29 protein-coding genes and 4 pseudogenes are annotated in these 26,564 nt (G+C 69.6%); 11 read left to right on the forward strand and 22 right to left on the reverse strand.

Annotation, left to right across the window (positions count from 1 at the left end):
• A pseudogene (locus MTP10_RS32855) lies at positions 1 to 105 on the forward strand (IS5/IS1182 family transposase); the annotation flags it as partial.
• A 57-nt stretch (positions 106 to 162) separates the two neighbouring features.
• Here MTP10_RS32855 and MTP10_RS32860 read toward each other — a convergent pair.
• A complete protein-coding gene (locus tag MTP10_RS32860) occupies positions 163 to 1,428 on the reverse strand; it encodes a hypothetical protein (protein ID WP_310714426.1) in 1,266 nt (421 codons plus the stop codon).
• Positions 1,429 to 1,744: 316 nt separating this feature from the next.
• On the opposite strand from MTP10_RS32860, the gene MTP10_RS32865 reads away from it, so the two are divergent.
• Positions 1,745 to 1,996: a Tn3 family transposase gene (locus MTP10_RS32865; RefSeq protein ID WP_310714602.1), complete on the forward strand. Its 252-nt coding sequence runs from the start codon at positions 1,745 to 1,747 to the stop codon at positions 1,994 to 1,996.
• Positions 1,997 to 2,088: 92 nt separating this feature from the next.
• Here MTP10_RS32865 and MTP10_RS42095 read toward each other — a convergent pair.
• The 6 genes and pseudogenes from MTP10_RS42095 to MTP10_RS32895 form a co-directional block, all read right to left on the reverse strand.
• Positions 2,089 to 2,642 (reverse strand): annotated as a pseudogene (locus MTP10_RS42095) (M55 family metallopeptidase).
• A 99-nt stretch (positions 2,643 to 2,741) separates the two neighbouring features.
• Positions 2,742 to 3,218, reverse strand: coding sequence for an isoprenylcysteine carboxylmethyltransferase family protein (locus MTP10_RS32875; protein ID WP_310714430.1), 477 nt, complete (start codon positions 3,216 to 3,218; stop codon positions 2,742 to 2,744).
• Positions 3,215 to 3,481: a hypothetical protein gene (locus MTP10_RS32880; RefSeq protein ID WP_310714433.1), complete on the reverse strand. Its 267-nt coding sequence runs from the start codon at positions 3,479 to 3,481 to the stop codon at positions 3,215 to 3,217. Before MTP10_RS32880 ends, MTP10_RS32875 begins: the two co-directional genes overlap by 4 nt.
• Positions 3,482 to 4,723 carry an FAD-dependent monooxygenase gene (locus MTP10_RS32885; protein ID WP_310714434.1) on the reverse strand — a complete coding sequence of 414 codons (1,242 nt, stop codon included), beginning with the start codon at positions 4,721 to 4,723 and terminating at the stop codon, positions 3,482 to 3,484.
• A gap of 248 nt (positions 4,724 to 4,971) precedes the next feature.
• Positions 4,972 to 5,982: an NAD(P)/FAD-dependent oxidoreductase gene (locus MTP10_RS32890; protein ID WP_310714437.1), complete on the reverse strand. Its 1,011-nt coding sequence runs from the start codon at positions 5,980 to 5,982 to the stop codon at positions 4,972 to 4,974.
• 74 nt (positions 5,983 to 6,056) lie between these two features.
• A complete protein-coding gene (locus tag MTP10_RS32895; RefSeq protein WP_310714439.1) occupies positions 6,057 to 6,992 on the reverse strand; it encodes an alpha/beta hydrolase in 936 nt (311 codons plus the stop codon).
• 231 nt (positions 6,993 to 7,223) lie between these two features.
• Here MTP10_RS32895 and MTP10_RS32900 point away from each other — a divergent pair, with 231 nt between their 5' ends.
• Positions 7,224 to 7,949 carry a helix-turn-helix domain-containing protein gene (locus tag MTP10_RS32900; RefSeq protein WP_310714441.1) on the forward strand — a complete coding sequence of 242 codons (726 nt, stop codon included), beginning with the start codon at positions 7,224 to 7,226 and terminating at the stop codon, positions 7,947 to 7,949.
• 216 nt (positions 7,950 to 8,165) lie between these two features.
• Positions 8,166 to 8,465: pseudogene (locus MTP10_RS42100) on the forward strand (hypothetical protein); the annotation flags it as partial.
• Between the two features lie 135 nt (positions 8,466 to 8,600).
• Here MTP10_RS42100 and MTP10_RS32910 read toward each other — a convergent pair.
• Entirely contained in the window at positions 8,601 to 9,260 is a 660-nt protein-coding gene (locus tag MTP10_RS32910) for a TetR family transcriptional regulator (protein ID WP_310714446.1), read from the reverse strand.
• 71 nt (positions 9,261 to 9,331) lie between these two features.
• Positions 9,332 to 9,550, reverse strand: coding sequence for a hypothetical protein (locus MTP10_RS32915; RefSeq protein ID WP_310714448.1), 219 nt, complete (start codon positions 9,548 to 9,550; stop codon positions 9,332 to 9,334).
• A gap of 119 nt (positions 9,551 to 9,669) precedes the next feature.
• Here MTP10_RS32915 and MTP10_RS32920 point away from each other — a divergent pair, with 119 nt between their 5' ends.
• Positions 9,670 to 10,122 (forward strand): hypothetical protein, encoded by a 453-nt coding sequence (locus MTP10_RS32920; protein WP_310714449.1) that lies wholly within the window; start codon positions 9,670 to 9,672, stop codon positions 10,120 to 10,122.
• 156 nt (positions 10,123 to 10,278) lie between these two features.
• Positions 10,279 to 11,181, forward strand: coding sequence for a tyrosine-type recombinase/integrase (locus MTP10_RS32925; protein WP_310714452.1), 903 nt, complete (start codon positions 10,279 to 10,281; stop codon positions 11,179 to 11,181).
• Between the two features lie 220 nt (positions 11,182 to 11,401).
• On the opposite strand, the gene MTP10_RS32930 is transcribed toward MTP10_RS32925, so the two are convergent.
• The 4 genes from MTP10_RS32930 to MTP10_RS32945 all read right to left on the reverse strand — a co-directional run bounded on the left by MTP10_RS32930 (position 11,402) and on the right by MTP10_RS32945 (position 14,187).
• Positions 11,402 to 12,295: a hypothetical protein gene (locus MTP10_RS32930; protein ID WP_310714456.1), complete on the reverse strand. Its 894-nt coding sequence runs from the start codon at positions 12,293 to 12,295 to the stop codon at positions 11,402 to 11,404.
• Positions 12,186 to 12,989 (reverse strand): hypothetical protein, encoded by an 804-nt coding sequence (locus MTP10_RS32935; RefSeq protein ID WP_310714457.1) that lies wholly within the window; start codon positions 12,987 to 12,989, stop codon positions 12,186 to 12,188. The genes MTP10_RS32930 and MTP10_RS32935 overlap by 110 nt, the downstream gene beginning before the upstream one ends.
• Positions 12,990 to 13,386: 397 nt before the next feature.
• On the reverse strand, positions 13,387 to 13,611 hold the full coding sequence (locus tag MTP10_RS32940) for a hypothetical protein (protein WP_310714459.1): 225 nt from the start codon (positions 13,609 to 13,611) through the stop codon (positions 13,387 to 13,389).
• A 195-nt stretch (positions 13,612 to 13,806) separates the two neighbouring features.
• Positions 13,807 to 14,187, reverse strand: coding sequence for a nuclear transport factor 2 family protein (locus MTP10_RS32945; protein WP_310714462.1), 381 nt, complete (start codon positions 14,185 to 14,187; stop codon positions 13,807 to 13,809).
• Positions 14,188 to 14,274: 87 nt separating this feature from the next.
• Between MTP10_RS32945 and MTP10_RS32950 the strand changes: the two genes are divergently transcribed.
• Positions 14,275 to 15,066, forward strand: coding sequence for a helix-turn-helix transcriptional regulator (locus tag MTP10_RS32950; RefSeq protein ID WP_310714464.1), 792 nt, complete (start codon positions 14,275 to 14,277; stop codon positions 15,064 to 15,066).
• Positions 15,067 to 15,073: 7 nt separating this feature from the next.
• Here the strand turns inward: MTP10_RS32950 and MTP10_RS32955 are convergent.
• The 4 genes and pseudogenes from MTP10_RS32955 to MTP10_RS32975 all read right to left on the reverse strand — a co-directional run.
• Positions 15,074 to 15,886: pseudogene (locus MTP10_RS32955) on the reverse strand (Tn3 family transposase); the annotation flags it as partial.
• 103 nt (positions 15,887 to 15,989) lie between these two features.
• Positions 15,990 to 16,652, reverse strand: a complete 663-nt coding sequence (locus tag MTP10_RS32960) for a hypothetical protein (protein WP_310714466.1) — start codon at positions 16,650 to 16,652, stop codon at positions 15,990 to 15,992.
• A gap of 545 nt (positions 16,653 to 17,197) precedes the next feature.
• On the reverse strand, positions 17,198 to 17,626 hold the full coding sequence (locus MTP10_RS32970) for an anthrone oxygenase family protein (protein WP_310714469.1): 429 nt from the start codon (positions 17,624 to 17,626) through the stop codon (positions 17,198 to 17,200).
• Complete coding sequence (locus MTP10_RS32975) at positions 17,626 to 18,414, reverse strand: NmrA family transcriptional regulator (RefSeq protein WP_310714472.1); 789 nt, start codon at positions 18,412 to 18,414, stop codon at positions 17,626 to 17,628. Before MTP10_RS32975 ends, MTP10_RS32970 begins: the two co-directional genes overlap by 1 nt.
• 70 nt (positions 18,415 to 18,484) lie before the next feature.
• Between MTP10_RS32975 and MTP10_RS32980 the strand changes: the two genes are divergently transcribed.
• Together MTP10_RS32980 and MTP10_RS32985 are read left to right on the forward strand one after the other, a co-directional pair.
• Positions 18,485 to 19,420 carry a LysR family transcriptional regulator gene (locus tag MTP10_RS32980; RefSeq protein WP_310714473.1) on the forward strand — a complete coding sequence of 312 codons (936 nt, stop codon included), beginning with the start codon at positions 18,485 to 18,487 and terminating at the stop codon, positions 19,418 to 19,420.
• Between the two features lie 538 nt (positions 19,421 to 19,958).
• Positions 19,959 to 20,336 (forward strand): hypothetical protein, encoded by a 378-nt coding sequence (locus MTP10_RS32985; RefSeq protein WP_310714474.1) that lies wholly within the window; start codon positions 19,959 to 19,961, stop codon positions 20,334 to 20,336.
• A 543-nt stretch (positions 20,337 to 20,879) separates the two neighbouring features.
• Here MTP10_RS32985 and MTP10_RS32990 read toward each other — a convergent pair.
• The gene (locus tag MTP10_RS32990) at positions 20,880 to 21,419 is read right to left on the reverse strand and encodes a prolyl oligopeptidase family serine peptidase (RefSeq protein WP_310714476.1); all 540 of its coding nucleotides are present in this window, start codon (positions 21,417 to 21,419) and stop codon (positions 20,880 to 20,882) included.
• A gap of 262 nt (positions 21,420 to 21,681) precedes the next feature.
• Positions 21,682 to 22,449, reverse strand: a complete 768-nt coding sequence (locus MTP10_RS32995) for a TetR/AcrR family transcriptional regulator (RefSeq protein ID WP_310714478.1) — start codon at positions 22,447 to 22,449, stop codon at positions 21,682 to 21,684.
• Between the two features lie 110 nt (positions 22,450 to 22,559).
• Between MTP10_RS32995 and MTP10_RS33000 the strand changes: the two genes are divergently transcribed.
• On the forward strand, positions 22,560 to 23,135 hold the full coding sequence (locus tag MTP10_RS33000; RefSeq protein ID WP_310714480.1) for a dihydrofolate reductase family protein: 576 nt from the start codon (positions 22,560 to 22,562) through the stop codon (positions 23,133 to 23,135).
• Between the two features lie 207 nt (positions 23,136 to 23,342).
• Here MTP10_RS33000 and MTP10_RS33005 read toward each other — a convergent pair whose 3' ends face one another.
• Together MTP10_RS33005 and MTP10_RS33010 are read right to left on the reverse strand one after the other, a co-directional pair.
• A complete protein-coding gene (locus MTP10_RS33005; RefSeq protein WP_310714482.1) occupies positions 23,343 to 24,512 on the reverse strand; it encodes an MFS transporter in 1,170 nt (389 codons plus the stop codon).
• Positions 24,513 to 24,680: 168 nt separating this feature from the next.
• Entirely contained in the window at positions 24,681 to 25,172 is a 492-nt protein-coding gene (locus tag MTP10_RS33010) for a recombinase family protein (RefSeq protein ID WP_310714484.1), read from the reverse strand.
• 92 nt (positions 25,173 to 25,264) lie between these two features.
• Between MTP10_RS33010 and MTP10_RS33015 the strand changes: the two genes are divergently transcribed.
• Positions 25,265 to 25,432 carry a hypothetical protein gene (locus MTP10_RS33015; RefSeq protein ID WP_310714486.1) on the forward strand — a complete coding sequence of 56 codons (168 nt, stop codon included), beginning with the start codon at positions 25,265 to 25,267 and terminating at the stop codon, positions 25,430 to 25,432.
• Between the two features lie 29 nt (positions 25,433 to 25,461).
• Here MTP10_RS33015 and MTP10_RS33020 read toward each other — a convergent pair whose 3' ends face one another.
• The gene (locus MTP10_RS33020; RefSeq protein WP_310714488.1) at positions 25,462 to 26,538 is read right to left on the reverse strand and encodes a helix-turn-helix domain-containing protein; all 1,077 of its coding nucleotides are present in this window, start codon (positions 26,536 to 26,538) and stop codon (positions 25,462 to 25,464) included.
• Between the last annotated feature and the right edge of the window lie 26 nt (positions 26,539 to 26,564).

Below are 26,564 nucleotides of genomic sequence, written 5' to 3' on the forward strand. Positions count from 1 at the left end.
AACCGGCTCAAACAGTTCAGAGGCATCGCCACCCGCTACGACAAGCTCGCCGTTCACTACCAGGCAGGTGTCACCATCGCCTGCCTGCTGCTATGGCTCTTATGAGATCCACAAAACAGGCCCTAGCAATACGGCGCTTTCCCCCCGCGCCCGGGGTCGCCCTCACCTGCCGCGCAGCTCCGCCGCCACCGCCCGCTCGCGCAGCTCCGCCGCCTCGGCCCGGACAGCCTCCAACTGCGCCCGTACGTCGTCCAACCGCGCCCGCTCCAGCCGCAGCTCCACCCGCAACTCGTCACGCTCGCCGGCCAGAGTGTCGGCCCGTTCCCGCTCGGCCGCCACAGCCTCGGCGCGCCGCGCCGACTCGCGCTCGGCCGCCGCGGACGCCTCCCGACGTGCCGCCTCCAGGCTCTCCGCCGCGGCGGCGAGCTCGCTCTCGGCCCGCTCGCGCTCCCGCCGGGCCTCCGCCGCCTCCGCCTCGGCGGCCTCGCGCGCCTGCTCGGCCGCGTTGAGCGCCACGGCGCGGTCACGCTCCGCCTCCGCGGCGGCCCGCTCGGCGCTCTGCGCCCGCGCGAGCGCCCGGTCCCGCTCCTGCTCGGCCGCCTCCGCCCGAGCCCGCGCCGCCGCCACGTCACGCTCGGCCTCCTGCCGGGCCTGCACCGCCGCGGCCACCTCCTGCCGCGCCTGATCCCGTTCGGCCCGCGCCAGCTCCGCTTCCGCACCGGCTTGTACGGCCTGCTCCAGCGCCTCGCTCGTACGGACCTCGGCGGCCTCCACCCGTTCGGCCAGCTCCCGAGCCGCCTGGGCGCGGGCCCGTTCAGCCTGCTCGGCCCGGCCGCCCGCCTCCTCCGCCCGCCGCTCGGCCAGCTCGGCCCGGCGGGCAGCCTCCTCGGCGCTCTGCAACGCCTGCCGCTCGGTGCTGGCCGCCTCCCGCAGCGCGGCGAGGGCCTGCTCGCGTGCCTGCTCGGCGTCGCCGAGCGCGGTGTCGCGCTCCGCCTCGGCCTCCTCGACCCGCAGCCGCATCTGCGCCGCCTCCCGGCGCGCGTGCTCGGCCGCCTCACGCGCCAGCCGTACCTGCTCGAACGCCTGCTCCCGCTCGGCACGCGCCACCGCCACCCGGGTGTGCGCCTCGGCCTGCACGGCGCTCAGCTTCGCCTCCACTCCGGCGGGACTCAGCTCCTGCGCGAGCGCGTGCGCGAGCGGCTCGATGGCGGCGGCCAGCCCGCTCTCCATCCGCTCGTACAACTGCTCGGCCCTGGCCAGCGCGCCCTCCAGTCCGGGGGTGGCGCGCCGCAGCTCCCGCTCCCGCTTGGCGGCGGCCTGGCAGTCACTTTCGGGACAGTACGCCTTCGGCCGCCCTCTCCCCCGCCGCTGCTCGATCGGCGCCCCACAGTGCTTGCACGGCGTCACCACGCCAGTCTCCACGGTCACGGCAGTACCCTACCATTTCTGATTTTCCAGAAAATAAAAATCAGAAAATCAGTTCTGTTGCGTCGCGGCGGCTCCCCGGTAACTTGCGGGAATGCAGAATTCCCGCAAGTTCTTTCTGGACGGTCCGTCGCCTCCGGCTCCTTGGCTGGTACGTGGTGACCGCGTTCGCCTACGGCGGGAACCTCGGCCCGACCGAGGTGGCCTGGCACATGCGCGGGAAATCCGCGCACGAGATCTACACCGCCGGGAACAAGCACGCCGACCCGGGCAAGATCTACAAAGTCGCGTCTGGCAGGTGGGCCCGGCGGTGGACGCAATGGCGCCGGCGGCCGCAGTCAGGCCCGCCTGGGCGACAGAATATTATTCCAGAGCGGTGCTGGAGCTGCGCTCCCAGGGCCGGGAGGTGAGCGACGAGATCCTGTCGCACATCTCGCCCGGCCACAGCGACAACATCAACTTCTTCGGTGTCATCAATGTTGACGTGGAGGCGGAGCTGGCCAAGCTCGACACCAGCGGCTGGCGGCCGCTGCGGCCCGCGCAACTTCGCGACCTGGGGCTGACGCCCTGACAGGTTCTGCGCCGCGCCTTCTGCAGGGAGAGGGCGCAGGCGGTTGATCGTAGGGGTGGCTTGCGCCGGGCGCGGGCCACCCCCTTGGGTACCTACGGCCCGTTCTGGGTGAGCGCGGCGATGACGTGGAGCATGCCGTAGGCGGCCGTCATGGTCTCGGCGTAGAAGGCGCCGGTGCGCCCGCTCCGGGTGAGGCCGGACAGGAGAGCGGCCAGGTCCGCCGTGCGCGGCTGGTGCAGGTCGACCTCGGGGCGGAGCAGCTGTGGCACCGAGGCCGGTGCTGTGGTGGCGTGCGATCGCATCGCCTGGCTGGCGCCGCGCTGCAGGCGTTCGTGCGCTTCGTCGGGGTGCATGCCGTCGGCCGCGTGCTGGCCGAGATCGCGTTTGACCGGCACGGTGCGGCCTGGGGCGCCAGGGCTTTGAACTCCGCGTATGCCGCCTCATCGCCGCTGGCCAGCACGACGGGCACGCCGTAGGAGCCGGCCAGTAGCGTGTTGATGCCGATCTCGCCGTGCGAGGTGCCGTTGATGCGGACGTCGAGGACGGCGTCGGCCATGGTGTGGGCGAGCACCGCGCTACCGGTGCCGGCGCGGGCGTGGTAGCCCACGAACATCGCCGCCTGGGCACCGGCCTGCAGGCCCGCCATGCCCCGAGATCCTGCACCTGCACGCCTGCGGGGGAAGTGATGAGATGCGGTGCGGTCGGCTCACGGGCAGAGCCCGGCCTGTCGGCCCTGCAGGGTGGGTCAGAGCCAGCGCCGCACCTGAGCTCGGTAGCGCTGGTAGTCGGCGCCGAAGCGGTCGAGCAGGTAGGCCTCTTCGGCGCGGATCACCCACCGGTAGGTGGCCAGCATGCACAGCGGTGCCACGATCAGCGGCCACCACGACCCGGCGCAGAGGCCGGCGCCGACGAGGGCGACCGACAGTCCGGTGTACATCGGGTTGCGGCTGACCCGGTACGGGCCGGCCACGACCAGCCGCGACACCGGCAGGTGGGGCGCGAGCGTGGTGCGGTGTGCGAGCACGGTCACCACACCGGACAGGCCCAACCCCAGCCCCGCCACGACCAGAACCACCCCGGCGTAGGTGAGCCCCGGCAGCGACAGCGGCAAGGGCAGTACCCACTGGTGCACCGCCAGCGCCGCAGCCAAGGAAAGGCCGTACAACAGCGGCGGCGCCTTGACCTGCACCGCGGCGCCGCGGGCTCGGGCCGGGGCGTTCATCGCCGGATCCCCACCGAAATCGAGCAGCTCTGGTCGGACGCAGCGACGGCGATGCCCTCGACGAGGTGCTGCGGTGACACGATCTTCGGTTTCATCCCGACCTCCGATGGTAGTTGCGCTGTGTTCGTGCAGTGATCCTGCGTTGTGCGCAGTGATAGTGCGCGGAAAGCCTCAGTGGGCGGCTTGCGTCCGAGCATTCGTTCGACGAAGTCGTTGCGGGCCCAGACGACCTCGTTCTCCCGCTCGTATTCGAGGAACTCCACTCACGCTGCAGCGGCGGCGATATCCAGACTTTTCATCCGCGCCCTGTTGGTCATCATCTTGGCGAGCAGCCGGCCGGCGATCGGCAGCCGGGCGAGGCGGATCAGCACGGACCGAAGCAGCAACTCGGCGCGGTTGCCTGGGGTGAAGAAACCGCGCATGCTCACACCGCTGCCGAGGTGGTGGTCGATGAACGGGCGCAGGTGGTCCTCCCAGTCCTGCAGCGCTCGTGGCACGTCGTGCGGGTGGCGTTCCAGCATGGTGCCGAGCAGGTCCGCCCCGGCCAGGCCGGTGGATGCCCCCATGCCGGAGTAAACGGTCAGGCACCACGCGGCGTCGCCGACGAGCACGACTCGGCCGCGATGCCAGTGGTCGAGGTGCACCTGCTCGGCGGAGTCGAACAGGTGGTCCGGGGCCTTCTCGAACTGGTCGAGCAGCCAACCGAGCGTGGAGCCGGTGGGCTCGGGGCCGTAGGCGGCGCGCAGCGAGTCGATGGCCGGCCGGGTGAACTCGGCGTCCACGTCGTCGGTGCGGTAGGAGAACAGCACCGACGGCGGACGGTCGGCGAACGAGAACACCCACACCGATCGGCCCGCCTCGCCCATGTACAGCCCGTCCTGTAGGCGGTAGCCGGGTACCGGCTCGGGCAGGCTGTACACGGCGATCATGTAGTTCAGCCGACGGATCGGGCTCTGCTCGGGCTCGAACGCAAGCCGGCGCACCGTCGAGCGCAGTCCGTCTGCCCCGACCACCAGGTCGAACCGTTCGACGGTCGTCGTCTCCGTCGTCAGGTCGCGGATCTCGACGTCCACCCCGTCGAGGTACTGGTCCAGCGCGATCGGCACGGTCGAGTACCGGATCTCGACCTCGTCGGGCAGGGCGGTGAAGGCCGCGTCTTCGATGTCGCCCCGCATCACCATTCGAGACCCGCCGAACACATCGGCGTAGCCCACACCGCGGCGGCGCCGGCCCGTGCGGTCGACGTCGTAGCTCACGCCTTCCGGAGCGAAGCGATTCGGCACCGCATCGGCGATGCCCAGCCGTTCGGCGGCGGCGAGCCCGGTCCCGAACAGGGCGATGAAGTATCCGCCGCGGCGCCGCTCGGGGGCCTTCTCCAGCACCACCACGTCCCAGCCCGCGCGATGCAGTCGCAGCGCGGAGGCGATCCCGCTGATCCCGAGGCCGACCACCAGGGCCCGCTGTCGCGATGTCGTGTTCTTGTCCATGGGAGTGCGGTCCGACATTGTCGTGTCCTCCATCTGGTTGGGGTGGGTCGGCCGTTCAGGAAGCCGAGGATGTGGAGTCGTCGAGGCGGGCGAGGAAGCCGAGGAGTGTGGCGTTGACCTCGGCGGGACGCTCCTGCTGCTTGCTTGCTGGGCATGGCTGAAAACCGTCTGGAAACTGATCGGTTGCCACCTGGAAAACAGATCGGTTTCCCCGCCAGCGAAGGTGAGGCGAGCGGGTGACGGGCTGAGATCTCAGGGCTTCAAGATCATCCTGTGGCCCCTTTCGGGCTTACCTCGGCTATCCCCTGGAGGGCCGCGTCGGTGTCCGCGATGGCCAGCATCCTGTTGATGTCGGCGCCGGCCAGTGCGCCGGCCGCTGCGGAGGCCCCGACCTGGGCGACCAGATCGGTGACGTTGCCGGCCACCCACACACCCGGCACCTCGGTGGTGCCGGCCGTGCCGGAGGCGAAACCGCGGCCCTTCGGCAGGTCCTGCACCGGCAGGCCCAGACCTTCCAGGCCCTGGGTGCGGGCCTGCAGCTGCGCGGCGACCGCGAAGACGCGGCGGGCCACGACCTGGCCGTCGGCCAGGCGCACCCCGGCGAGGGCACCGTCCTCGTCGTCGACGACCTCGGTGACCGGGGTGTCGATGACGTGGATGCCGCGGGCGGCGAAGCGGGCGCGGCTGTCCTCGTCAAGGTCAGTGCCGTGGGTGAAGTAGGTCAGGTCCTCGGTCAGCTGACGGAACAGGTACGCGTGGTCGATGGAGACCGGACCGGTGGCGAGGATACCGATGGGCTCATCGCGCACCTCCCAGCCGTGGCAGTACGGGCAGTGCACCACGCTGTGCCCCCAGTGCTCGGCGAGCCCGGGCACCTCCGGCAGCACATCCGTGAGGCCGGTGGCCACCAGGATGCGGCGAGCGGTGATGCTGCGGCCGTCGGCGAGGGTGACGGTGAACCGCAGGTCCCCGTCCGCCGACGGGGCGGCAGACTCGGCCGAGACCACCTCGCCTAGCACGACGCGTCCGCCGTACTGGCGCACCTGCTCCCGGCCCCGTCGAAGGATCTCGGGCGGCGGGGTGCCGTCCAGGGCGATGAGGCCGTGCACGGCCTTGGCGGGCGTGTTGCGCGGGGAGCCGCTGTCGATCACGACGACCGAGCGGCGGGAGCGGGCGAGGATCAGTGCACCGTTCAGCCCGGCGGCGCCCCCGCCGATCACCACCGCGTCGACGGTCCCCTCGGCCAGTGCGTCGCTCGCGTACGGAGAAGTCGTCACAGCCATGTCCTCCTGCCTTTCCTTATCAGTCATGGTTCGGTCAACCCTTCGAGTTCTGGGTGGTTGGAGGGGGGTCAGCCGTTCAGAAAGCCCAGGATGTGGTCGGCGACCGTCTTGGGCTGCTCCAGGTGCGGGAAGTGCCCTGCGCCGGGTATGACGATGCGTTCGAGGCCGTTCGTGAACAGGTCGTCCATGCCGTCGCTCAACTCCACGGAAAAGCAGTTGTCGTCGGCACCGTGGAGGTAGAGCGACGGGACGGTGATGGCACCGCTCGCCCGGGCTTCCAGGGCTTGGGCCGCCTCGTCCGCGGGGGGCGTGAACAACTGGCGGTAGTAGCCCAGGATCTCGGTCAGGACTCCTGGAGCACCCAGGGTTTCCTTGAGCGCGGCACGCTCCGCGTCCGGCAGCTCGTAGCCGGGTGACCATTCCCGCCAGAGCCGGTCGATGAAGGCGAAGTCGTCGAGCTCGACGGCCGCCTCCGCCATGGCTGTCTGGAAGAAGAACATGTACCAGCTGCGTCGCTGCTGGTCACCGTCAGTGACCAATGAGGTCATCAGTTGACGGCCATGGGGACCCGCCATGGTGACAAGCTTGCGGACACGCCTCGCGTCGAGGCTCGTAGCCGCGTACGCCGCCCCGGCTCCGAAGTCGTGGCCGATGAGATCCGCCTGCTCGCGCCCGAGCGCTTCGATCAGGGCGAGGACGTCCTGTCCGGTCGAGGCAATGCGGTAGGAGCCGTCGGGAGCCGCGCCGCCGGGCCAGTATCCGCGCTGTGCGGGCGCGACCGCCAAGTACCCTTCCTGCGCAAGGCGGTCGAGGATCCCTGCCCAGCTGGCGGCATGGTCGGGAAACCCGTGGAGGCACACAACGAGCGGCCCGCTGCCGGCCTCAAGGATCGGAACCTCCAGCCCGCCTGCCTGAACCGTCCGATGACGGACGCGGTCGGTCGCCTGGGACCCCCTGGCCGGGGAGCCCTCGCCAAAGGGCGGTCGCTGGGTCACCGGTGTCATGAGTTCAACCCCCAAGCCGCCTTCGCGGCGTCGCGGTCCGGCAAGCCCGGACCAAGCAGCAAGTACGGCTGACGGCGACCAGGACGCTGACGCCGATCACGGAGCCGATCTGCTGGAACATGTTTGAGCGGAATCGCTTAATTGCCCATCGATGTGCAGACTAGTTTATTGCCCATTGATGTGCAAATATCGCGATGACTCCCTCCTCCCACCCGCCCTCGAGGTGCCGACGTGACCAGCCGACCAGCACGAACACCGACGACGAGGCCGAGCCGGTCTCCGGCCCGGCCCCACGAGACGCCGCCCCCTCCTGCTCCGACTTCGACCTCGACTTCGGCGCAGCGTCGGGACGCGCGGGCCACCCGTGCCCGGATCCTCGACGCGGCTCGGCGGGAACTGACCCGCGACCCCGACAGCAGCCTGGAGGACATCGCCGCCGCCGCCGGTGTGGCCCGGCGCACCGTGTACGTCCACTTCGCCGGCCGGACCGCGCTCGTCGAGTGCCTGGCCGCCGAGGCCGCGGAGGCGATCCGGCGCGCCGTCGCGGGTGCCCCGGCCCCGACCCCCGACGCCGTCGCGGACCTGGCGCGATTCGTCCTCATGATGTGGCCCGTCGGCGACCGCTACCGCACCCTCATCCGGCTGGCCCGAGGCCAGGACCTCGCACGCGCACGCGTCGACGCACTGCTGACCCCCGCCCGCGACATGGCCACGAGAGTCTTCGCCCACGGCCGCCGACAGGGCGTCTTCCAGACCACCGTCCCGCCCGACCCGCTCGCCCGAGCCATCGAGGCCCAACTGCTGGCCCTGCTCGACTGCGTCGACCGCGGCCTGTGCCCCGACGACGGCACCGGCGCCGCAACCGCCGCCCTCATCGCCGCCGGAGTCGCCCCGGACACCGCCGCCGCGAAGGTCGATCACGTACGGAGGGCCGGGTCGCGATCGAGTCCCGTCTGAAACCCGTGCCCGCACCCCCACTCGCACTCACACAAATGTCCGCCCCCAACTCCCTGTCCCCCGAAGCCCTTTGGAGGAGGGCCGATGTACCGCCCCCGCCCCGAGCACGACCGTGACCAGGAGTGCGAGTTTTCGTACTCGTACTCGCACGAACCCGCCGACGGCTCCGACCGCCCGCTGCCGGTGACCGAACTCGCCCTGCGGATGGACGGGTTGATGAAGCCGGACGACGACAGCGAGGCTCGGGCCCGCTCGGCGGAGGCGACCGTCTTCCTGTCGTACGCGGACCTGTCCGACGCCCTAGGCCTGGACCTGACCCCGGGCTACGGTTCCGACCGGATCCGCGCCCGCGTCCTGACCACCCTCGGCTTCGAGGTCACCGCGACGACGACCGTCTCGGCGGCCTCCGGCGACCGCGTCACCTTCAAGGACTTCAAGGTCGCGGGCCGCGTCGCCCTGCCCGAGGCCGGTGAGAGTTGCTCGGCAAGGTCTTCGCCGAGCCGATCGCCGCGGAACATCCCCAGCGGCCTCCGACTGCGCTCGGTCACCACCACGGAGCAGGGCCTCACCGCCCACTTCTCCGGCAAGTCGGTCACCTTCCGCCGCGACGACGCCCGGGACACCTCGTCGAACGGGTTGGCCGGAGAGAAATCAGGTGCCGGGGGCCGGAAGAGCCGTAGCCATCGCCGACGCAACCTCCTCGACCACCGCGCTCGCCCGATCCTCCGGCGCGCCGGCCGCGATGAGGGTGGCCGTGGCGATCCGGTGCCCGTCGTCCTCCAGCGCGCCGGTGTTGACGGACTCCACCAGAGCTACGATCATCGCCATCAGGCCTGCGCTCAGCACGGCCGGCGGCAGATGGGAGTGGAAGACACCGTCCCGCTGCCCGCGCTCCAGGATCCCGGTGGCGGCCTCCTGGGCCGGCGCGAGCACCTCGTCGAGGCGCTCGGAGCCGAGGTCCCGCCGGGTGAGCGCCAGCAGCATGCGGTAGCGGTCGCCCACGGGCCACATCCGGAGTACGAACCGCGCCAACGCCCGCTCGGCCGACTCCGCCGGCTCCCCCGACTCCGGCCTGGCCTCCACCGTGTTCCGCAACGTCTCGGCGGCTTCCTCGGCGAGCGCCTCCAGCAGCGCCGCCCGCCCCGGGAAGTGCCCGAAGAGGGTGCGCCGGACGACTCCGGCGGCCCGCGCCAGCTCCTCCAGCGTGACATCGGGGTTCCGCCCCAGCTCCTCACGGGCCGTGGCCAGGATGCGCGCCCGGTTGGACCGCGAATTACGGCGCAGCGGCTCACGGGCCACGGGCTTGCTCACGGAGAACCTCGCAGCATCAAGGGACGGACGAACGGCCCCCCATTTTGTCACGCCGAGCCGAAGCCTCCGTATCACGCCTGCGGGCGGCGGCCCTCCAGGTCTTTACCCGCGGCCACCGCGGCTTGCCCGAACGCGACGACCTCTGCCGCGAGCTGGTGGCGATCGGCACCGAGCACGACCTGCCCGTCTATCGCGTCACCGGGCTGCTCAACCAGGCCAGCGCCGCCGCCGGGGCCAACGACCCGGCCACCATGCGCCGCGCGACTGCCGAGGCCCTCGACCTCGCGCACCTACCGACTGCCCGAAGCGATCGGCGTCGCCAAGGTGGTGCTGGCGACCCTGGCCCTCATCGAGGGCCGGATCCCTGCACGCCGTCGGCTTCCTCGGCCTCGCGCTGGCCGCGATCTGGGTGAACAACGGCACGCTCGGCGAGCACCTGGAGGAGATGCGCGCCTTCCACGAGGCGTTCGGCCCGATCGCCTCCGACCTGCTGGTCCTCGCCCTGCACGCCAACGGCCTGATCGACGAAGCCCGCCGGATACGCACCTCGGACCCGATCCGCCCCGACTACTTCTTCACCTTCCTCACGACCGTCCGCGCGATGGCCGCCATCGCCCTGGACGACCGCGCCGCGGCCGAGGAGATCTACGCGACACTGCTTGCGCGCCGTGACGATCCTCCGCCGGACGCCACGAGCCTGTCGGTGGAGCTGCGGCCGGTCGCCCACACTCTCGGCGAGCTGGCCGTCTTCCTCGGCCACGACGACGAGGCCGCCACCCACTTCGCTCAGGCCGCCACTATCGCCGACCGGTGGAACGCACCGCATTGGGCCGCCGAGGCCCGATCGCGAACGACCACCTAGCCACTGCCCATGGCGCCGCACATCTGTGACACAGAACTTGCCTTATCTGTCACGCTGGCTGCTATCGGGACGTGTCCGCCCAGCTCGGCGTCTGCTGCCACGACGGCAACTCGGCTACATCCGACCCCGGCCGCCGGGCCCCAGCCCGCCTCGCCGATGACGGCCGCGGTCGAGCGCTTCCTGGAGTCGGTGCAGGCGGCCACCAACCGCACCGGCTACGCCGAGACCCTCGCCCGCCTGACCACCGTGACCGGGCCTCAGTATCCGGTCGCCGCGCTGACACCCGAGCAGTACGCCGCGGTGATGGAGCACGTGCACGGCGCGGCCGCCGCCACCTGGAACCGCCACCTGTCCGCTCTGGTCTCCTTCACCACCTGGGCCCAGCGCCAGGACCTGCTGGCCACCAACCCCGCCCGGCGGCTAGAGCGCCGCAAGAGCGCCCGCCGCGGCGACCGCGCCATCCCGGCCACCCGGCTGGACAAGCTGTTCACCGACCCCGCGCACGCCCTGCGGGAACGCCTGCTGTGGCGGCTCCTGTACGACACGGCCGCCCGCGCCGAGGAAATCCTCACCCTCAACATCGGGGACCTCGACCTGGAGTTCCGCCGCGCCCGCGTCGTCTCCAAGGGCGGCGCCCTCGAGTACGTGCACTGGGCCACCCCCACCGCCCGGATCCTGCCCCGCCTGCTGACCGGCCGCACCGCCGGGCCGGTGTTCCTGGCCGACCGGCGCGCCCCCACCTCCGGCCGCCGGGCGCCCGCAACCGTCGACGTCTGCCCCGAAACCGGCCATGGCCGGCTGTCCTACCCGCGCGCCGAACACCTGTTCAAGACCGCCACAGCCCAGCTCGACCCGCACCGCCAGGGATGGACTCTGCACCAGCTCCGTCACTCGGCCCTGCAGCATCTCGCGCAAGCCGGCCGCACCGCGCCCGAGCTGCAGGCCAAGAGCCGCCACCAGCACCTGGCCAGCCTCGGCCGCTACGTACAACTCGGCGAGGAGACCTCCGCCCGCGTCACCGCTGAAGCCGACCCCATCCAACGCCGACGTCCTCGCTGAAGTTAGGGATCGTCGCTCCATGATCCGCACCGTAAGCGAATCGAGACCTTAGCCGCAGAGACCGGGCTATCCGCAGGTCAGACGCTATTTCGTTGAGAATTTCTTCATTGCTACCGGGACCCCAAGAACAAGGGCCGGCATCCCTCGGTGGCCAGCGTCTACCGGGTGCTGGCCGACGACAGCGAGGTTCCAGCCAAGAGCTGAACATCTCGCTGTGGGGTCAGCGGGCCTGGTCGCCGGCGGGCACCACGGCGATCGTCGCCTCGGCCGAAGATCCGGGCACCAGGTGGACGGTGTCGCCCGGTTGCGCCGAGGCCAACTGGTGAGGGTCGGCCGGACGGGCGCTGTGGTAAAGGACGCGGCGCTGCACGTCATCCAGGAGGATCTGCCGGCCTGCCAGGTTCACCTGGATCTGGTTGGTGGCCAGGACACCGAATTCCGGGTCGGCGGGTGCCTGACTGGAGGCGCCGCGGGTCAGGGTGATCTGCGTCCAGGTGGTGCGGATCTCCTCGCCGCGCAGCAGCCGCGCGAGCTGGATGAGTTCACCGACCTGCTCGGGGGTGACCTGCTCCAGGTCGGGAACGATCACACGCTGGAGGGCGTGGGCCTGCACGGCGAGGAGCGCCTGCAGGAAGGTGACCATCCAGCGGGCCATCTTCACCAGGGGTGAGGCGCGCACTTCGGATTCCTCCGGCCGCCAGACGGGGGTGAGGGGCCGGCCGCCGCGCACCGCCAGGACGAGGCCGGTGGCGGGGGCGAGGTCGGCCAGCAGCTGCACCGCCGGCAGCACGTCGGCGGGGGTCTTGCCGAGCAGGGAGGACAGGGTCATACGGACCCGGTCACGGTCGGGCCCGTTGAGCAGGAAGCGGAACTCCAAGACGCCCGATGGGTCGGTGCCTGACCGGCAGACGCCAGGACCGTCCACGCCGTGATTGATGCGCACGCCGGTGAGGTGCAGGGTGTGTGCGACGGTGTCGTCCGGGGCCAGGAGCCGGACTTCCATGTCAGGGCGGTCGCTGCCGGGGTCGGCGGTGACCATGAAGGTGAAGCGTCCCGGCCCGGTGGATCGGAGCAGGCCGGGCGGGCCGGTGATGCTGGTGACGGTGCCGGACACGTCGTGGAAGGGGGAGCCGTAGCGCAGCCAATCCTCGATCGCCTGCTGTTCGGGCGAGCCGACGGGGACCTCCAGGTTGATCGCGGTGGTGATCGGGCGCAGCTGCAGGGATGCGGTAGAACGGGTCCACCTCATTCAACGCGGCGGCCAGGCCGCGCTGGCGCGCGATGACGGCGTCCAGCAGGTCCTCGGCCGGGACGCCCGCAGGCACCTCGCGGCCGCCCTGCAGCGCCTCGGCCATCAGCCGTGCCAGGCGCTGCCCGCCGTCGCCGAAGAAGTACTCCACCAGGGCGGTGTTGTCGGCGGCCAGTCCGTCCAGGGTGCGGCCGCCCATCCAGCGGGTGGGGATGCCGTGGCCGGCGGTCAGCTTGGCCAGCCAGTCGAGCCGCGGGTTGCTGGGCTCCCACGGCGTCACCAGAGTCCAGGACCGCACCGGCAGCACCGGCAGCGTCTGGGCGACGAAGGTGTTCCAGGAATCTTCCACCCTGCGCGCCTGGCCGGCCGTCAGGGGGCGGCTGTAACGCTTGACCTGGTAGATATCGAAGCCGTCGGGGTGCTCCACGCGGACGTCGACGCCCCGATCCCCCTTGGAGGGGGTGGGCTGATTGCCGTGCGGGTGCTTGAGCAGCAGCAGGGCGGCGACGAACTCCTCGATCTTCTCTCCGGGCTCGCGCTCCCAGTTCACCGTCGTCATTCGTCATAGCGAAGCAGGAGCCGGTGACATTTCGCCTGTCGCCGTCACGTGGTGGGAGGCGGGGTGGGGTGGGCGGCAGCGGCCATGACGGCGTGCACGTTGCCGCGACGCGGTCGGCGGCGCGCTCGGGGTCGGGCCGGCCGGCGCGGGTGGCCGCGTCCAGGATTTGCTTGTGTCGTTCCGCACGGCGCAGTCGCCGCATCGGCGGCGCCGCGATGGCCTCGCCGTCTGCCACCGGTGTGGAGAGCCCGAGCCGGGTGAACGCGTCGAGGGGGCCGGGCAGGCCCGTTCCGTTCCAGCCGCACCCACGATCCGGGCTGCCCTGGCACCGGCATCCGGTTCACCGTGATGTTCGGGTGGCCATCGAGCGAGGGCCCGTAGGCGTTGCACCGGCGGCTCAGCCCCGCCCTGCGTCGTGCAGGCCCGCAGGGCAGCCGGCCATCGCGGCGGCCGCCCGGACGACGGCCGGCCGCACGGCATCGGGCTCGACCAGTTGGTCGAAGAGGTCGATGATGCGCAGGGCGCTGGCGGTGTCGTCGACGACCTCGACCCTGGCGATCAGCTTTCGCTGATGAACCTTCCCCGTCACTATCGCCAGCGAGCGGCGTCGGGCAGTCCACATCAGCCTTCCAGCGCCCGCCGGAGGAACTCGTGTCGGCGTACCTCTAATCGTGCAGACGGAGGAACGAGTAAACGTGCGCAGCTGAGGGATGGCTCTGCGTGAACCAAGGCGGTGCGGCCTGGTCGGGGCCGACCAGACCGCCATCGCCGGGGCATCGATCTCGATCAGGGTGGATATCTGCCTCGTACCGTCCGCTCAGAACATCCCGTGGGGAACCTGCGCCGCTTCCGGCACCGGCTGGACGACATCCCAGTGCTCGACGATCTGCCCGTCGACCAGCCGCCAAATGTCGACGACTGCGATGCCGCGCGGGTCGTCGTCCGTGGCCATGTGGTAGTGCATCACCACGTAATCGTCGTCGGCAATGACCCGTTTGAGCTCGAGCCTGGCGCGGGCCACCGGCGCGGCGGCGGTGAACGCGATGAACGGCTCCCGCCCGGAGGGGTTTCCCGGGCTGTGCTCGATGAAGTTCTCGTGCAGGAGGGTGCGGAGCACATCGATGTTGCCCGCCGCGAACTCGGTGAAGCCATGGACGGCGAGTTGCTTGTTGCGTGCGGCCTTGCTGCTTTCGCTCATGCGGCCACCGTTCCAGCAGCCGCCCGGCCCTGTCGATTACATGTCATGTAATCGCGGTGATCGACCAGGCGGGGCCATAATCGCCGCATGGTGCAAGATCGGCCGGTCGGCGAGCTGCTGCGCGAGTGGCGTCACCGCAGAGGGCTCAGCCAGCTCGATCTGGCGATCCAGGCGGAGGTGTCCGCCCGGCACGTCAGCTTCGTGGAGACGGGACGGACCATTCCCAGCAGCGCGATGGTGTTGCGTCTGGCCGAGAATCTGGGCGTGCCGTTGCGGGAACGCAACCGCCTGCTAGTGGCGGCCGGGCACGCGCCCGTCGTCCGGGAGCGGCCGCTGGACGATCCGCACCTGGCGTCGGCGCGGGAGGTCCTGGAGCAGATCCTGCGGGGGCACGAGCCGTATCCGGCGCTGGCCGTGGACCGCCGCTGGAACCTGCTGCTGGCCAACAGAGCGATTGACGTCTTCCTGGAGAACGTCGATGCGTCGTTGCTGCGGCCGCCGGTCAACATGATGCGGCTGGGCCTGCATCCGGGCGGGTTCGCGCCGCGGCTGCGCAACCTCGGGCAGGTCCGCGGCTATCTACTGCCCCGGCTCGCCCGCCAGGTGGCGCAGGCGGGTGATGCTGAGCTGAGCGCGCTGTATGAGGAACTGCTGTCATACGGACCCGAAGGGGATCCGGCGCCGCTCAACCCCGCCGACATCGCGCTGCCCATCCGCATCCGTCATCGCGGGGTGGAGCTGTGTTTCATCAACGCGGTCACGACGTTCGGCGCCGCCTTCGACGTCACACTGGAGGAGATCGCCGTCGAGGCGTACTTTCCCGCCGATGACGACACCGCCCGCTTCTTTCGGACAGGAGCCGGAGGACCATCTGTATGAGGGATCCTCAGCACGTCCTGCTGTGCATGGTTAGCCGTACACGGCTCTGCAGGTGAAGCTGGTCGGCGGTGATCTGCCAGCCCTCGGCGACCAACTGCCGCACGACGTCGGAGATGTCCAGGGCGTTGTGGAAGACGACCAGGTCGGCCAGCAGGGTGTTGAACTTGATCAGTTTCTCCTGCTCTTCGGGGTCGTTGTCGGCCAGCACCCCGCCGAAGCCGAGCCACTTGGAGAATCCGTTGTAGGACTCGACCTTGTTGGTCGCCGCGGTGACGCGCGCTCGCAGCGCGGGGTCGGCCGGGTACCGCAGCAGCGCGACGGTGCGCACGCTGCCGCCGACCTCGCGGAAGGCCTTGTAGACGCGTTTCTTGCGGGAGTTGGACCGCAGCCGCCGCATCAGCGTGGCCGAGTACAGGCGGCCCTCGCTGATCGAGATGGCCACCTGCATCAGGTCGACCCAGTGCTTGTCGATCAGCTTCCAGTCGATGACGTTGCGGCCGCTCTCGCCGAACAGCTGGTCGATGTGCGGATAGGCGATCTTCTCGGAGGCGCGGAAGAAGATCAGGTCTTTGAAGTTGCGGATGCGTGGCATCAGGTCGAACCCGAACAACGTGGCCAGCGTGAAGACCGGGAAGTTCTGGCCTTGGGTGTCGGCGTGCACGGTGGAGGGCTGGATGTCGGAGGTGTTGGCCAGCAGCCCTTCGATGAGGTGCACCGCCTCCCACAGCCCGCACGGGATGAACCGGGAGAACAGCGCCACGTAGGTGTCGAAGATGTGGTGGTAGGCGATGCCGCCGAATCCTGAAGCGCGTGGGTTCGTCGATTCCTGGCAGTGGACATGCGGGAACTCACACGCCGACGTGGTGTTGAGGGTACTTGGTGGTGCGGGTTCGGAGCTGGGTGGCTGGCGGCGGCGTTCTGGGTCAGATGCCGGTGGGACGGCGCTTCCTGCCTTCCGGGGTGAAGGTGAAGCCGGTTTTGAAGTCGCCCGGGCCGTAGTGGACCGCCAGGAGGACGGCTTCGTCGTAGCGAGGAGGCCAGGTCGACTCGGCATCTGGATCAACGCCGTTCCACAGATGAAAGAAGATCATCGGGATTTCTGTGGGTTCGGTGAGGTAGCCGAGGGTCTTGCCGTAGCAGGGGTTGTTGCCGCCCAGCAGCACGGAAGGTGGCCCGAAGGTGTTGATCACCTCGCTGAGCGAGCGGTCGCGTGTGGCCCAGGTGGGGATCTGGGTTCGCATCTGGTCGTACTCAGCACTTGTCAACGTTCGGTCAGCCTCCAGCCAGCCGCGGGCGTGGGCGAACTCCGAGTAGACAGCGGTCATCCCGGATTCGTATGGACCAGGGATCAAGTTCCGGAAAGCCCCGGACACGCCGGTCGAGGTCCAGGCTCCGCGCAGCTCCAGAGCTCGCTGTTCTTCGGCCCAGGCTTCGTCGCTGTGCTCGAGGTGGAGCAGGTGATCAAGGACGAGTCGAACGCTCACTTCTCCGCCATACATCCCTGGGCGGCGCAGTACCGAGTTCAACTGGAGGACGAGGTAGTCCCGCATCTCCGACGGGGAGCGCAACCCAGGAAGCTCTGCCACGAAGATCAGTCTCTCAACATGCGAACCGGAAGGGCCAGATGGGGCAGGAATCGCCCAGCGGAATCACTACCGGGGCAGGCTCGATCGCTTCTCGGGGTGGGCGGCGTAGACGTACTTCATGGCGGTCCTGGCGCCGATGCCGAACACGCGCATGAGGTGGACGGGGTCGGCGGTGTGCTTGGCAGCACATCATCGACCGCATCCAGGCCGAGAGCGTACGCAGCCCGGACGACCGGCTCCAACGCCTGGCCTCCGAACTCACCGACCTGGCACCGCCACGTCCGCGCGAGTCCCCGCACCACCTCGGCTTCGCCGTACCGCTGCGCCTGCGGGCACCTGATCCGGGCGACGGCCGGGAGCTGACGCTCATCACCACGCTCACCCATTTCGGCACCGCCATCGACGTCACCATCGCCGAACTACGACTTGAGGCGTTCCTACCGGTTGACCAAGCGACCAGTGCCATGCTGACCGAACTCCTCAAGCGGTAACCGATCCGCCCGCCACAGCCCCGCGCGGCGAAGCCACCGACCCCTTGGAATTGATCATCTGGTCCGCAGCGCCCAGCTGAAGGCCACCAGCGAGCCGGTGCTGGCCACCGCCCGCACCACGTTCCAGGTGTTCCAGGGATCCTCGAACCCGGACCGCGTCACCTTGCCCGCGGCGAGCGCGTCGTTGAGCGGCACGTTCGCCGCCATGGTGACCAGCAACATCACCACCGACAGCGCGAACCCGACCGCAACCGTCCAGCGGCGCTCCAGGACGAGCGCCACCAGGCCGAGCACCGGCCCGCCCAGGAACACCAGCAAGAACAACGGATTCACGATGGCGACGTTGATCTGGTTCATCGCCTCGACGAACATCGCGTCACCCGCCCCGGCCAGCCCCGGCATCACCGCGTAGGCGAACCCGGTGAACAGCCCGGCCATCAGGCCGGCAGCCAGCGTGGCCGCGAGCAGGAGCGCTGATCTCATCACACGCTCCAGATTCCGGTCGCCGCACTCTCCCGGGCGAAGTCGGCGAAGTCGCGCGGCTCGCGGCCCAGCACGCGCTGGACCCCGTCGCCGAGCGAGGCGTTGCGGCCGTCGAGCACCGTCGTGAACAGGTAGGCCAGGAAGCCGGCGACGTCCTCGGGCACGTGCTCCACGTACGCCTCGACCGGGATCTGCGTGTAGCGGATCCCGCGCCCGGCGGCCGCGGCGATCTCGGCGGTGGCCTGGGCGAACGTCAGCAGCCTGGGCCCGGTCAGCTCGTAGGTCTCCCCCGCGTGCCCGTCTCGGGTGAGCGCGGCGACCGCCACCTCGGCGATGTCGTCGGCGTCCACGAACGGTTCGGGCACCTCACCCGCCGGGAGGTAGACGTCTCCCTCCTGGAGGGGCGCGAGCATGTAGCCCTCGCTGAAGTTCTGGTTGAACCAGCTGCAGCGCACCACAGTCCACTCGGCCGCGGAGGCGGCCAGGATCTTCTCGCACTGCTGCGCCTCCTCCTCGCCGCGGCCCGACAGCAGCACCAGCCGCCGCGAGCCGGCCAGCTCGGTGAAGGCCGCGATGTCGTCGGCCGCGCCGGGGACGGCCAGGTCGGGGTAGTAGGAGACGTACGCGGTGCGGGTCCCCTCGAGCGCGGGCGCCCAGGTCGAGCGGTCCGCCCAGTCGAAGGGGACGCCGCCGGAGCGGGTGCCGACCCGGACCGGCACGTCCATCGCAGTCAACCGCTCGACCACACGCCGCCCGGTCTTGCCAGTTCCGCCCAGAACAAGAGTCATGTTTGTCATGCCTCCACGATGCTGTTTGCCCGGGTCGGCAACAATGAGAGTGTCGGCAACGATCGTTAACATGGAGGTTCACGGAGTGGAGCGGCGGGACTTGGAGATCTTCCTCATGCTCGCCGAGGAGCTGCACTTCGGACGCACTGCGGAGCGGTTGCACGTCTCCACCGCCCGCGTCAGCCAGACGATCAAGAAGATCGAGCGCCGCATCGGCGTCCCGCTGTTCGAACGCACCAGCCGCCAGGTCGCGCTCACCCCCGTCGGTCAGCGTCTCTTCGACGACGTACGGCCGGCCGTCCAGCAGATCGAGGACGGCATTGCCCGGGCCGTCGCCGCGGGCAGGGGCATCGACGGCGTGCTGCGGGTGGGGTTCGTGGGCACCGCGGTCGGCCAGTTCGCCATCGAGGTCTCCGATCTCTTCCACAGCCGCTACCCCGAGTGCGAGGTGGAGATCACCGAGAGCCGCTACGCCGAGGGCACCTCGCTCCTGCACAGCGACCAGATCGACGTCCTGCTCGTCGGCGCGCCGTCACTGGAGCCAGAGGTGGCCGAGGGGCCGATCCTGTTCCGCGAGCAGCCGATGCTGGCAGTCTCCTCGCGGCACCCGTTCGCGCGCCGCGCGTCGGTATCGATGGAGGACCTGGCCCGCGACAGGGTGCTGCGGCCCAGGGAGTTCACCGACGAGGTGGACGCGCTGGTGGTGCCGCGCACCACCCCGGGCGGCCTGCCGATCCCGCGCGGCCTCACGTTCGGGACCATCCAGGAGATGCTCGCGCTCATCGGGGCGGGCAAGGGCGTCTTCGTCGTGCCCGCGCACGCGCGCCGCTACGACTCACGGCCGGACGTCACCTACGTGCCGATCCAAGATGGCCGGCCGTTCGAGTGGCGGCTGGTGTGGTTGACCTCCGCTGAGAGCGCCCGCGTACGCGCGTTCACACAGGCGGCGACCGACTACGTGCGCCTGCATCCGAACCCGCTGATCGGCCCTAGGGAAGGATCTTGAAATCCCATCCCCTCGCGGACCGCGGCACTGTCGATCGCCAGCTCCGGCGGCCGCCACGGCGGCGTGCGCCAGCGAAAGCGGTCACACCGAAACCCAGTTCCAGCGCTCCTGCCTGACCCGCACGGCCCTGTCCGTGCGGCGCCCCATCCAGAGCGCTCGCTCACCTCGATTGCGAACTGCTGGGCGTCTCCGTCGGAACGCCTGTACAGCCACATCCCCGACCTGTGGGAACTTCGGGCCGCACCGCAGCCACCCGCCCTGAAGGCCTGACCCAGGAGGGTTCTGCAAGTCTCCATCCCGGGTGCCGGTGCTTCATGGTCACCTGCGCAACGCTGCCACAAGAACGGCATGACCCTGCAACAGACCACCAGCTACCTCGCCCATCACGTCGGCCCGGCCGGCTGCTCCGACCCACTGTTCACCGACGACGCCCTCGCCAAGCGGCTGCGATCGTCGACCCCATCCTTTCGGCTGACCAGACGCACGTGCAGATCGGTCAATCCGCGGATCTGTCACCCCTATCTGCGACACTCTCGGGATGCTGAACGTAGAACTGTTGCGGCCGCTACTGCGGGCCGCCTGGGGGCCTGACACCTGCGATCCAGTTGGCCGTGAACAGTGGCGGCCCGACAACCCAGCAAGGAGCCAGTGCGGGACGACGGCACTGGTAGTGCAGGACCTGCTCGGAGGTGACCTGATTCTTGGCGAGGTTCATATCGATGGCGTCAAGGTCTGGAACCACTATTGGAATCGGCTGCCTGACGGCACCGACGTGGACTTCACATCCGATCAATTTCAACCCGGCGAGGTCGTGGCCGGTGGTCACGTACAGCAGCGGCCACCAGGACCGCCCCGCCGGTGTCGCGAGGAGTACGAGCTACTGCGGCAACGGGTGCTTACCGCCCTGGCCGCGTGACCGCGGCCTCGCCGCGACTCGACCGAGGAGACCTGCCGGTGGCGTCACGGAGCACGATCTCCTAACGCGCCACTCACAGAGGCGGCCACTCATCAATGACCTGGCCGGACGCGATCCACGGCTGAGCCCGGGCCTCCGCGACCGGCTGCCAATGCGCACATCAAGCCGCCAACCCATACGCGCAGACCCCGTCAGCTTCACGCTGCCGGGGTCTGCTCACACCACCACGTCCTCACGGTGAATGATGCGCTCGTCCTCATCTTGAGTGTCCGGGAACATGAAGGAACCGCCTGGTGGCGTGTCCAGCGAACCGGCCGGCCATGCGCTGGGCCGCTCGCGTGACGCCCAGTTGCGGGCCGCTCTCGGCGACGGCGCCCTGCTGAGCGACCTGGGCGAGGACGGCTGGTCATCCTCGATGCTCATGGCCCTGTCCGGCCACCGGAACCTACGCTCCCCCGGCATCTACGTCCAGCCCAGCACCGAAGCCGTCGCCGCCGCGCTCGCCGAACACGACATGACCAAGGGCCCGCTGCTCAGTCGTACTCATCGTGACGCCTCGAAAGCGTGCAACAGGAAGGCCAGCACATCAGCGAGCAGGGCATGTTCCTGCTCTCGGGTCGAGCCGGCGCCGTGACCGCCGTGCTCCTCAACACGCAGCAGCACCGGCCGGCCGGCGAAGCTGGCCGCCTGCAGGCGGGCGGCCAGCTTCGCCGGCTGCCACGGCGGCACCCGCGCGTCGCGCCGTCCGGTGGTCAGCAGCACCGCCGGGTACGGCACGCCGTCCTCGACCCGCAGGTAGGCATCGGCGATCAGCAGACCGCGCTGTGGAACACCCGCTACCAGGACGCCGCCGTTACCCACCTGCGCTCCCGCCCGCCCAAGGACCGCCAGGTCCTCAATGAGGACGTCGCCCGGCTCTCTCCGCTGGGGCCCAAGCACGTCGACACCCTGGGCCGATACAGCTTCACCGCATCCCAGCCCACAGACGGGCTGCGGCCCCTGCGCGATCCAGCCCGAGCTGAGAGCGACGACACCGACCAATAAGACCCCCAGGGCCCCGAGCAGGCCGCCCTGCAGGCCCATGACGTGGCTTCGAGTCCGTCCCCCCGTCGTTCCACCGGCAGCTACTGGGCCCACCACTCGGGTCGGCGCGACCAGCCCCAAAGTAGCTCCGTGTAATCATCGCCACTCTTCGTGATCTCAGGAATGAGGAGTTCTGATAGCGATCATCATCGGTTCCCGCGCGTCCCCGAGCGGAACGCAGTAGTTCAGGCCCCCGTCGTTGTCCGACAACAAGCTTCGCGACCGCACCACTCCATCCATCCCGGTCGGGCGCCGCTGCTCCTTACGGAGGAGCTGGACTCGAAGCTGCTGATTCGTCGCCGCTGTTTCGAGTGCGTTGGGTGATGATGTGTTCGAGGCCGTCGAGGAGGGTGTGCAGGCCGAACTCCTGGGTCGTGGTGGCCGAGGGGATGGCCATGGTGGTGGCCAGCAGCGGGAAACGGTCGGCGTTGCGGAGTAGCAGGTCGCGCATGATGGGGGCGGCGCTGCCGTCCGTCCAGGTCTGAGTGCCTTGGGTGGCGGCTGGGTGGGTGGCGCGGATGTGGTGGGAGACCAGCATGACCGCGTCCAGCCGTTCGCGTTCGGTCAGGGGCGTGTCGGCCAGAGCACTGAGGGCTCTTTCGGGCCATCCAGTTTCGCATGGACCCATGACGCGGTCGCCCACGGTGATCGACGGCAGCCAGGGGTGGCGTCGCCAGGCGGCGGACAGTTGGCGGGCGTACTCTTCCAGCTTGGTCCGCCAGCTGGTCGCGCCGCTCAAGTCGGGGGGTGTGCCGACCGCCGCCTCGATCATGATTGCACTCAGCTCAGACTTGCCGTTGACATAGCGGTACAGGGCCATTTTGGTGAGGCCGAGCTCGGCGGCTACCCGATGCATCGAGACCGCCTCCAGTCCCTCGGTATCGGCGACCTTGACAGCGGCGTCGGCCACCTGGGCGAGGTCGAAGGCGGGTCTGGGGCCCCTGGTGCGCGGCTTCCGCAGGCCCCACAACAGTTCGGCCACGGCCATCGGATCCTCGTTAGCCGACATCGCAGCCTCCCACTTGCCCACCCTAAAACTGTATCTATGATACACAGTGTTATGGAGACACAGTTAGTTCCCGAACTCGGGAGCAGGCGGCGTGGCTGGGGAGTTGCACCGTCGCAGACAAGGAGCGGACTATGTCCACATCAGTGCTCGACATGTCAATGTCGCTCGACGGGTACGTCGCCGATCCCAACGACTATCTCGGTGGCGACGATGGCGAGCGGCTGCACAAGTGGGCTGACGCGGGCCCGCAGACCGGTCCGTCGTCCGGGCCGATCCAGCAGTTCCAAGGCGAATGGAAGGCGGCCGGTGCGGTCCTCGCAGGGCGGCGGACCGCCGAACTCATGGATCACTGGGGAGGCGATCACGACGGTCTCCCGATCTTCGTCCCCAGTCACCGGCCGCCCAGCCCGGCCGCCCGTTGGGGTCATCCGCTGGTGACATATGTGAACGACGGGATCGAAAGCGCGATGGCGCAGGCGAAGGCCGCCGCCGGGGACCGGGACGTCCAGGTGCGTGGCGGCGCCTACACGGTGCAACAGGCACTCGAGGCCGGGGTGCTGGATGAGGTGCAGATCCATCACATCCCGGTGCTGCTGGGCGCCGGCCGCCGGCTGTTCGACGTCTTGCCGTCGGAGATCGAACTGGAGATCGTTCAGGTGATCGACACACCGGAGGCCACCCACATCCGCTACCGCATCCGCCGCTGAGCCGATCGGCCACCGACCCAGGCCAGCGCTGAGGCCAGCGGCGCTCCGCCTCTCCTTCCCGGAGATGGGCACCGAGTACGAACTGGTGCGGTTACCTGTCAATCTCTTGAGGTGACTTCGGCTAATCCTGTGTGGTGTTCGGTGGCTCTTCTCGGCCGACGGGCGTGTTGATCTGTAGGCGGCCCGACAGCGAAGGCAGAGCCCCAATCAGCAATCAAGATCGTTCTCAGCGCTAATGGCTGTACCGGTGTTCCTCAACCCCGGTATCAGCCGACCGCCGAGGAGGACTGCGCAGGACCCAATGGTCAGCAGCCCCTCGGCGAGGAAGGTGCCTCGTACCTCGGCGAGTGGCAGGACCAGAGCCCCAAGCGCGGCACCCGCCGCTATGCCGGCGTTGTAGGCGCCGGAGTTCGCCGCAAAGGCGATGTCCGTGCGACCCGGCGCGCAGTGCAGCATCGCGTTTTGCGTAGTCATGAACACCGGCCCGAGTGCACCGCCCATCAGTACCAGGAACACCACCGCCGCCACCTGATGAGCGCCGAACGCGTACAGGCCGAGCATGCCCACCGCCTGCGTGGCCACGGCAGTGGCCAACGCGGACTGCGGAAAACGGTCCAGGAACACCCCGGTGATGCTCACCCCGATCAGGCACGCGACACCGAAAACCACGAACAGGACGCTGACCGCGCTCGGGGAGAACCCGCTCATGTCTCCCAAGAACGTCACGATGTAGGTGTATCCCGTGAACGCCCCGGTGGCGGACAAGGCTCCGGCCGCCAGTACCGTGCCGAACCGTCGCCCGTCGGGACTGGTGGCGTATGCGGCAGGCTCTTCTTCCGGGCGCGAAGTCGGCAGCAGGACGGCGATCGTCACTAGGGAGACAAGCCCCAGAGCCGCCAGTAGGGCGATGGGTACCTGCCAGTTGCTCTGCTGGCCCAGCCAGGTACCAGCGGGAACACCGAGCACGAGGGCGAGCGAACCGGCGACGGACAGCGCCCCGACCACCCGCCCCCGGACCTCGGGCGCGAACAGGCCCACCGCGACCGGCCCCATCACGGCCCAGAACAGCGCCTGGGCGAGCGCAGTCAGCAGCCGCGCCACCAGGAGCAGCCCGTACGAGGGAGCCAGCGCCGCAACGAGACTGGACACCACGAGCGCGGCCAGCAGCCCCGTGAGCACAAAACGTCGGGGCACGGCGCGGACAACGTGGGCAATCGGCACAGACGCGATGGCCACCGTCACGCCGTAGCCGGTGACCAGGAGGCCGACCGCTGACAGTGACACCCGGAGGTCTTCGGAGATGAGCTCCAGGAGGCCGACTGGTAGGTTCTCCGCGGTGTTGAAGGTGAGGGCGGCAAGCATCAGGGCCCCGAGCACCGCAAACCTGTGCCAGGGAGCAGGTGGTCGCGTAATCGTTCGGCCTCTTCGAGCGCTCGCCCATTGCACCTGCTCAGTGGCACTGTCCATGCAGGTACTCCACCAAGCCCATTAATCACACCGCAACCGAATTCATCCGGGCAATTTCTGCTGCGTCAGCCACGACATTCAGACGATCGCGAGTTTGTCTTTCCTGCGAGTCGCGAGGGTTCGAGCTTCAGAGACCTCCGCCTTACGCCCCCTCCTCGTCCATGCCGCCGCCATCGGTGATGACCGGGGCCGGCCGCCGTGCTTGCCCTTGTGGGCCGCGGTGTCAAGTCCTTCGAGCGTGGACTCGCGGATGTTCTCCCGCTCGGTCTCGGCCATCGCGACGAAGAACGCGAACAGCAGCTTGCCGGGCCCGGTGGAGTCGTAGATGCCGGGGAACGGCCCGGCGAGCATCTCCGGGATGAGGCCGTGGGCGGTGAGGTGGTCGGCGAGCGCGGTGAGTTCGGCGGCGGCGCGGCCGAGTCGCTTCATCTCGTACCCGGTGAAGATGACCCGGCAGTGTGGGGCGTGGGCCTTGACCTCCCGCGCGGTCCGCAGTGCTTCCTCGAACTTGGGGCGTACGCGGACGCGGGTGCTGATCTTCTCGCTGAAGACCTTGTCCCTCGGGTGCACCACTGCAGCGCTGGTCTGCATCGCCGCGGCGGGCGGGGCGAGCGCCGCGATCGCGGCAGCGCGCGCACAACACGCAGGGTGTTGCTGTCGAGGTGGAGGTCGAGTCGACAGCCCAGGCAATCGAGGCCCTGCACGCGGAAGTCGAGTGGATCACGCTGGACAAGGCCTTCGAGCTCAGTCGGCTGTTGACACCGACGACGCTCGCGGGCGAATCGCCGCGCGCCTCGGCCGATGGACGCCCGGCGCAGAGGTTCGGATGAACCACCGGGAAGCGTACGGTGCGTCGTCGCTAGGCGGAAATGGAGCCCGCATGGCCGGCGGCCGGATCCGGGGCACGGAAGGTGCGACGGTACGCCGACGGGGCGACTCCGGCCTCCGCCGCGAGGTGCCGCCGCAGCGAGGTGGCGGTGGCGAATCCGACCTCGTGGGCGACGCGTTCCACCGGCAGATCGCTGGACTCCAGCAGGTGCCGGGCCCGCCGCAGCCGCTGCGAGGTCAGCCAGCGGCCGGGGCTCAGACCGGTCTCCTCCTTGAAGCGCCGGGCGAAGGTACGGGTGCTCATCGCCGCGTGCGCGGCCAACTCGTCCAGCGACAGCGGCAGTTCAAGCCGCTGCAATGCCCAGTCGCGGGTCGGACCGGTGCCGGTTGCGCCCGTCGGCGGCAGTGGGCGCTCGATGTACTGTGCCTGCCCGCCGTCCCGGTACGGCGGCATGACGCAGAAGCGGGCGACCTGGTTGGCGACCTCGGTGCCGTGGTCCTGGCGCAGCAGGTGCAGGCAGACGTCGAAGCCGCTGGCCGCCCCCGCTGAGGTCAACACGTCACCGCCGTCGACGAAAAGAACGCCGGCGTCGAGCTCGACCCGGGGGAACAGTTCCCGGAAGCGGTCGCTGAGCGCCCAGTGGGTGGTGGCTCGGCGCCCATCGAGGAGACCGGCGCCGGCCAGCAGGAAGGCACCGCTGCAGATCGACACCAGACGGGTGCCGGGCCGGACGATGGAAAGCGCGTCCAGGGCCTTCGAGCCCGTAACGGCGGCCGAGGCCTGGGTGATCGCGTACCCAGGGATGATCACGGTGTCCGCCTCGGCCAGCACCTCAGGGCCGTGCCCGGGGGTGACGGTCAGGTCCGAGACGGTGCGCACGGGCTTCCCGTCCACGCCCGCGGTCACCACCTCGTAGCGGCCACCGGCGGAGCCCAGGACGTGTTGAGGTATGCCGAGTTCGAAGGGGTAGATCCCGTCGAGTACGAGGACGACCACCTTGTGGGCGCCAGGCCGCGGTTCTGGGCGCGTCGCCCGATCCTGTTCGGCGGTGCGACCGGCCAGGTCGCGGGTGCCGGGAGCACCGGGGGCGGCATGGTGGACGGGCATGGCGAGAATATATCGGAGGATGACTT

The sequence above is a fragment of the Nonomuraea sp. 3-1Str genome (genome assembly GCF_031570565.1).
In the GTDB taxonomy this organism is placed as follows: domain Bacteria; phylum Actinomycetota; class Actinomycetes; order Streptosporangiales; family Streptosporangiaceae; genus Nonomuraea.

Coding starts and splice junctions, on each gene's coding strand:
- MTP10_RS32875 (WP_310714430.1), bottom strand. CDS start 3,218: ATGAACGCCCCGGCCCGAGCCCGCGGCGCCGCGGTGCAGGTCAAGGCG.
- MTP10_RS32945 (WP_310714462.1), bottom strand. CDS start 14,187: ATGAGCGAAAGCAGCAAGGCCGCACGCAACAAGCAACTCGCCGTCCAT.
- MTP10_RS33020 (WP_310714488.1), bottom strand. CDS start 26,538: ATGCCCGTCCACCATGCCGCCCCCGGTGCTCCCGGCACCCGCGACCTG.
- MTP10_RS32985 (WP_310714474.1), top strand. CDS start 19,959: ATGCTGAACGTAGAACTGTTGCGGCCGCTACTGCGGGCCGCCTGGGGG.
- MTP10_RS32925 (WP_310714452.1), top strand. CDS start 10,279: ATGACGGCCGCGGTCGAGCGCTTCCTGGAGTCGGTGCAGGCGGCCACC.
- MTP10_RS32895 (WP_310714439.1), bottom strand. CDS start 6,992: ATGACACCGGTGACCCAGCGACCGCCCTTTGGCGAGGGCTCCCCGGCC.
- MTP10_RS32935 (WP_310714457.1), bottom strand. CDS start 12,989: ATGACGACGGTGAACTGGGAGCGCGAGCCCGGAGAGAAGATCGAGGAG.
- MTP10_RS32975 (WP_310714472.1), bottom strand. CDS start 18,414: ATGACTCTTGTTCTGGGCGGAACTGGCAAGACCGGGCGGCGTGTGGTC.
- MTP10_RS32950 (WP_310714464.1), top strand. CDS start 14,275: ATGGTGCAAGATCGGCCGGTCGGCGAGCTGCTGCGCGAGTGGCGTCAC.
- MTP10_RS32990 (WP_310714476.1), bottom strand. CDS start 21,419: ATGGGCCTGCAGGGCGGCCTGCTCGGGGCCCTGGGGGTCTTATTGGTC.
- MTP10_RS32980 (WP_310714473.1), top strand. CDS start 18,485: ATGGAGGTTCACGGAGTGGAGCGGCGGGACTTGGAGATCTTCCTCATG.
- MTP10_RS32940 (WP_310714459.1), bottom strand. CDS start 13,611: ATGTGGACTGCCCGACGCCGCTCGCTGGCGATAGTGACGGGGAAGGTT.
- MTP10_RS32970 (WP_310714469.1), bottom strand. CDS start 17,626: ATGAGATCAGCGCTCCTGCTCGCGGCCACGCTGGCTGCCGGCCTGATG.
- MTP10_RS33000 (WP_310714480.1), top strand. CDS start 22,560: ATGTCCACATCAGTGCTCGACATGTCAATGTCGCTCGACGGGTACGTC.
- MTP10_RS32865 (WP_310714602.1), top strand. CDS start 1,745: ATGGCGCCGGCGGCCGCAGTCAGGCCCGCCTGGGCGACAGAATATTAT.
- MTP10_RS32885 (WP_310714434.1), bottom strand. CDS start 4,723: ATGTCGGACCGCACTCCCATGGACAAGAACACGACATCGCGACAGCGG.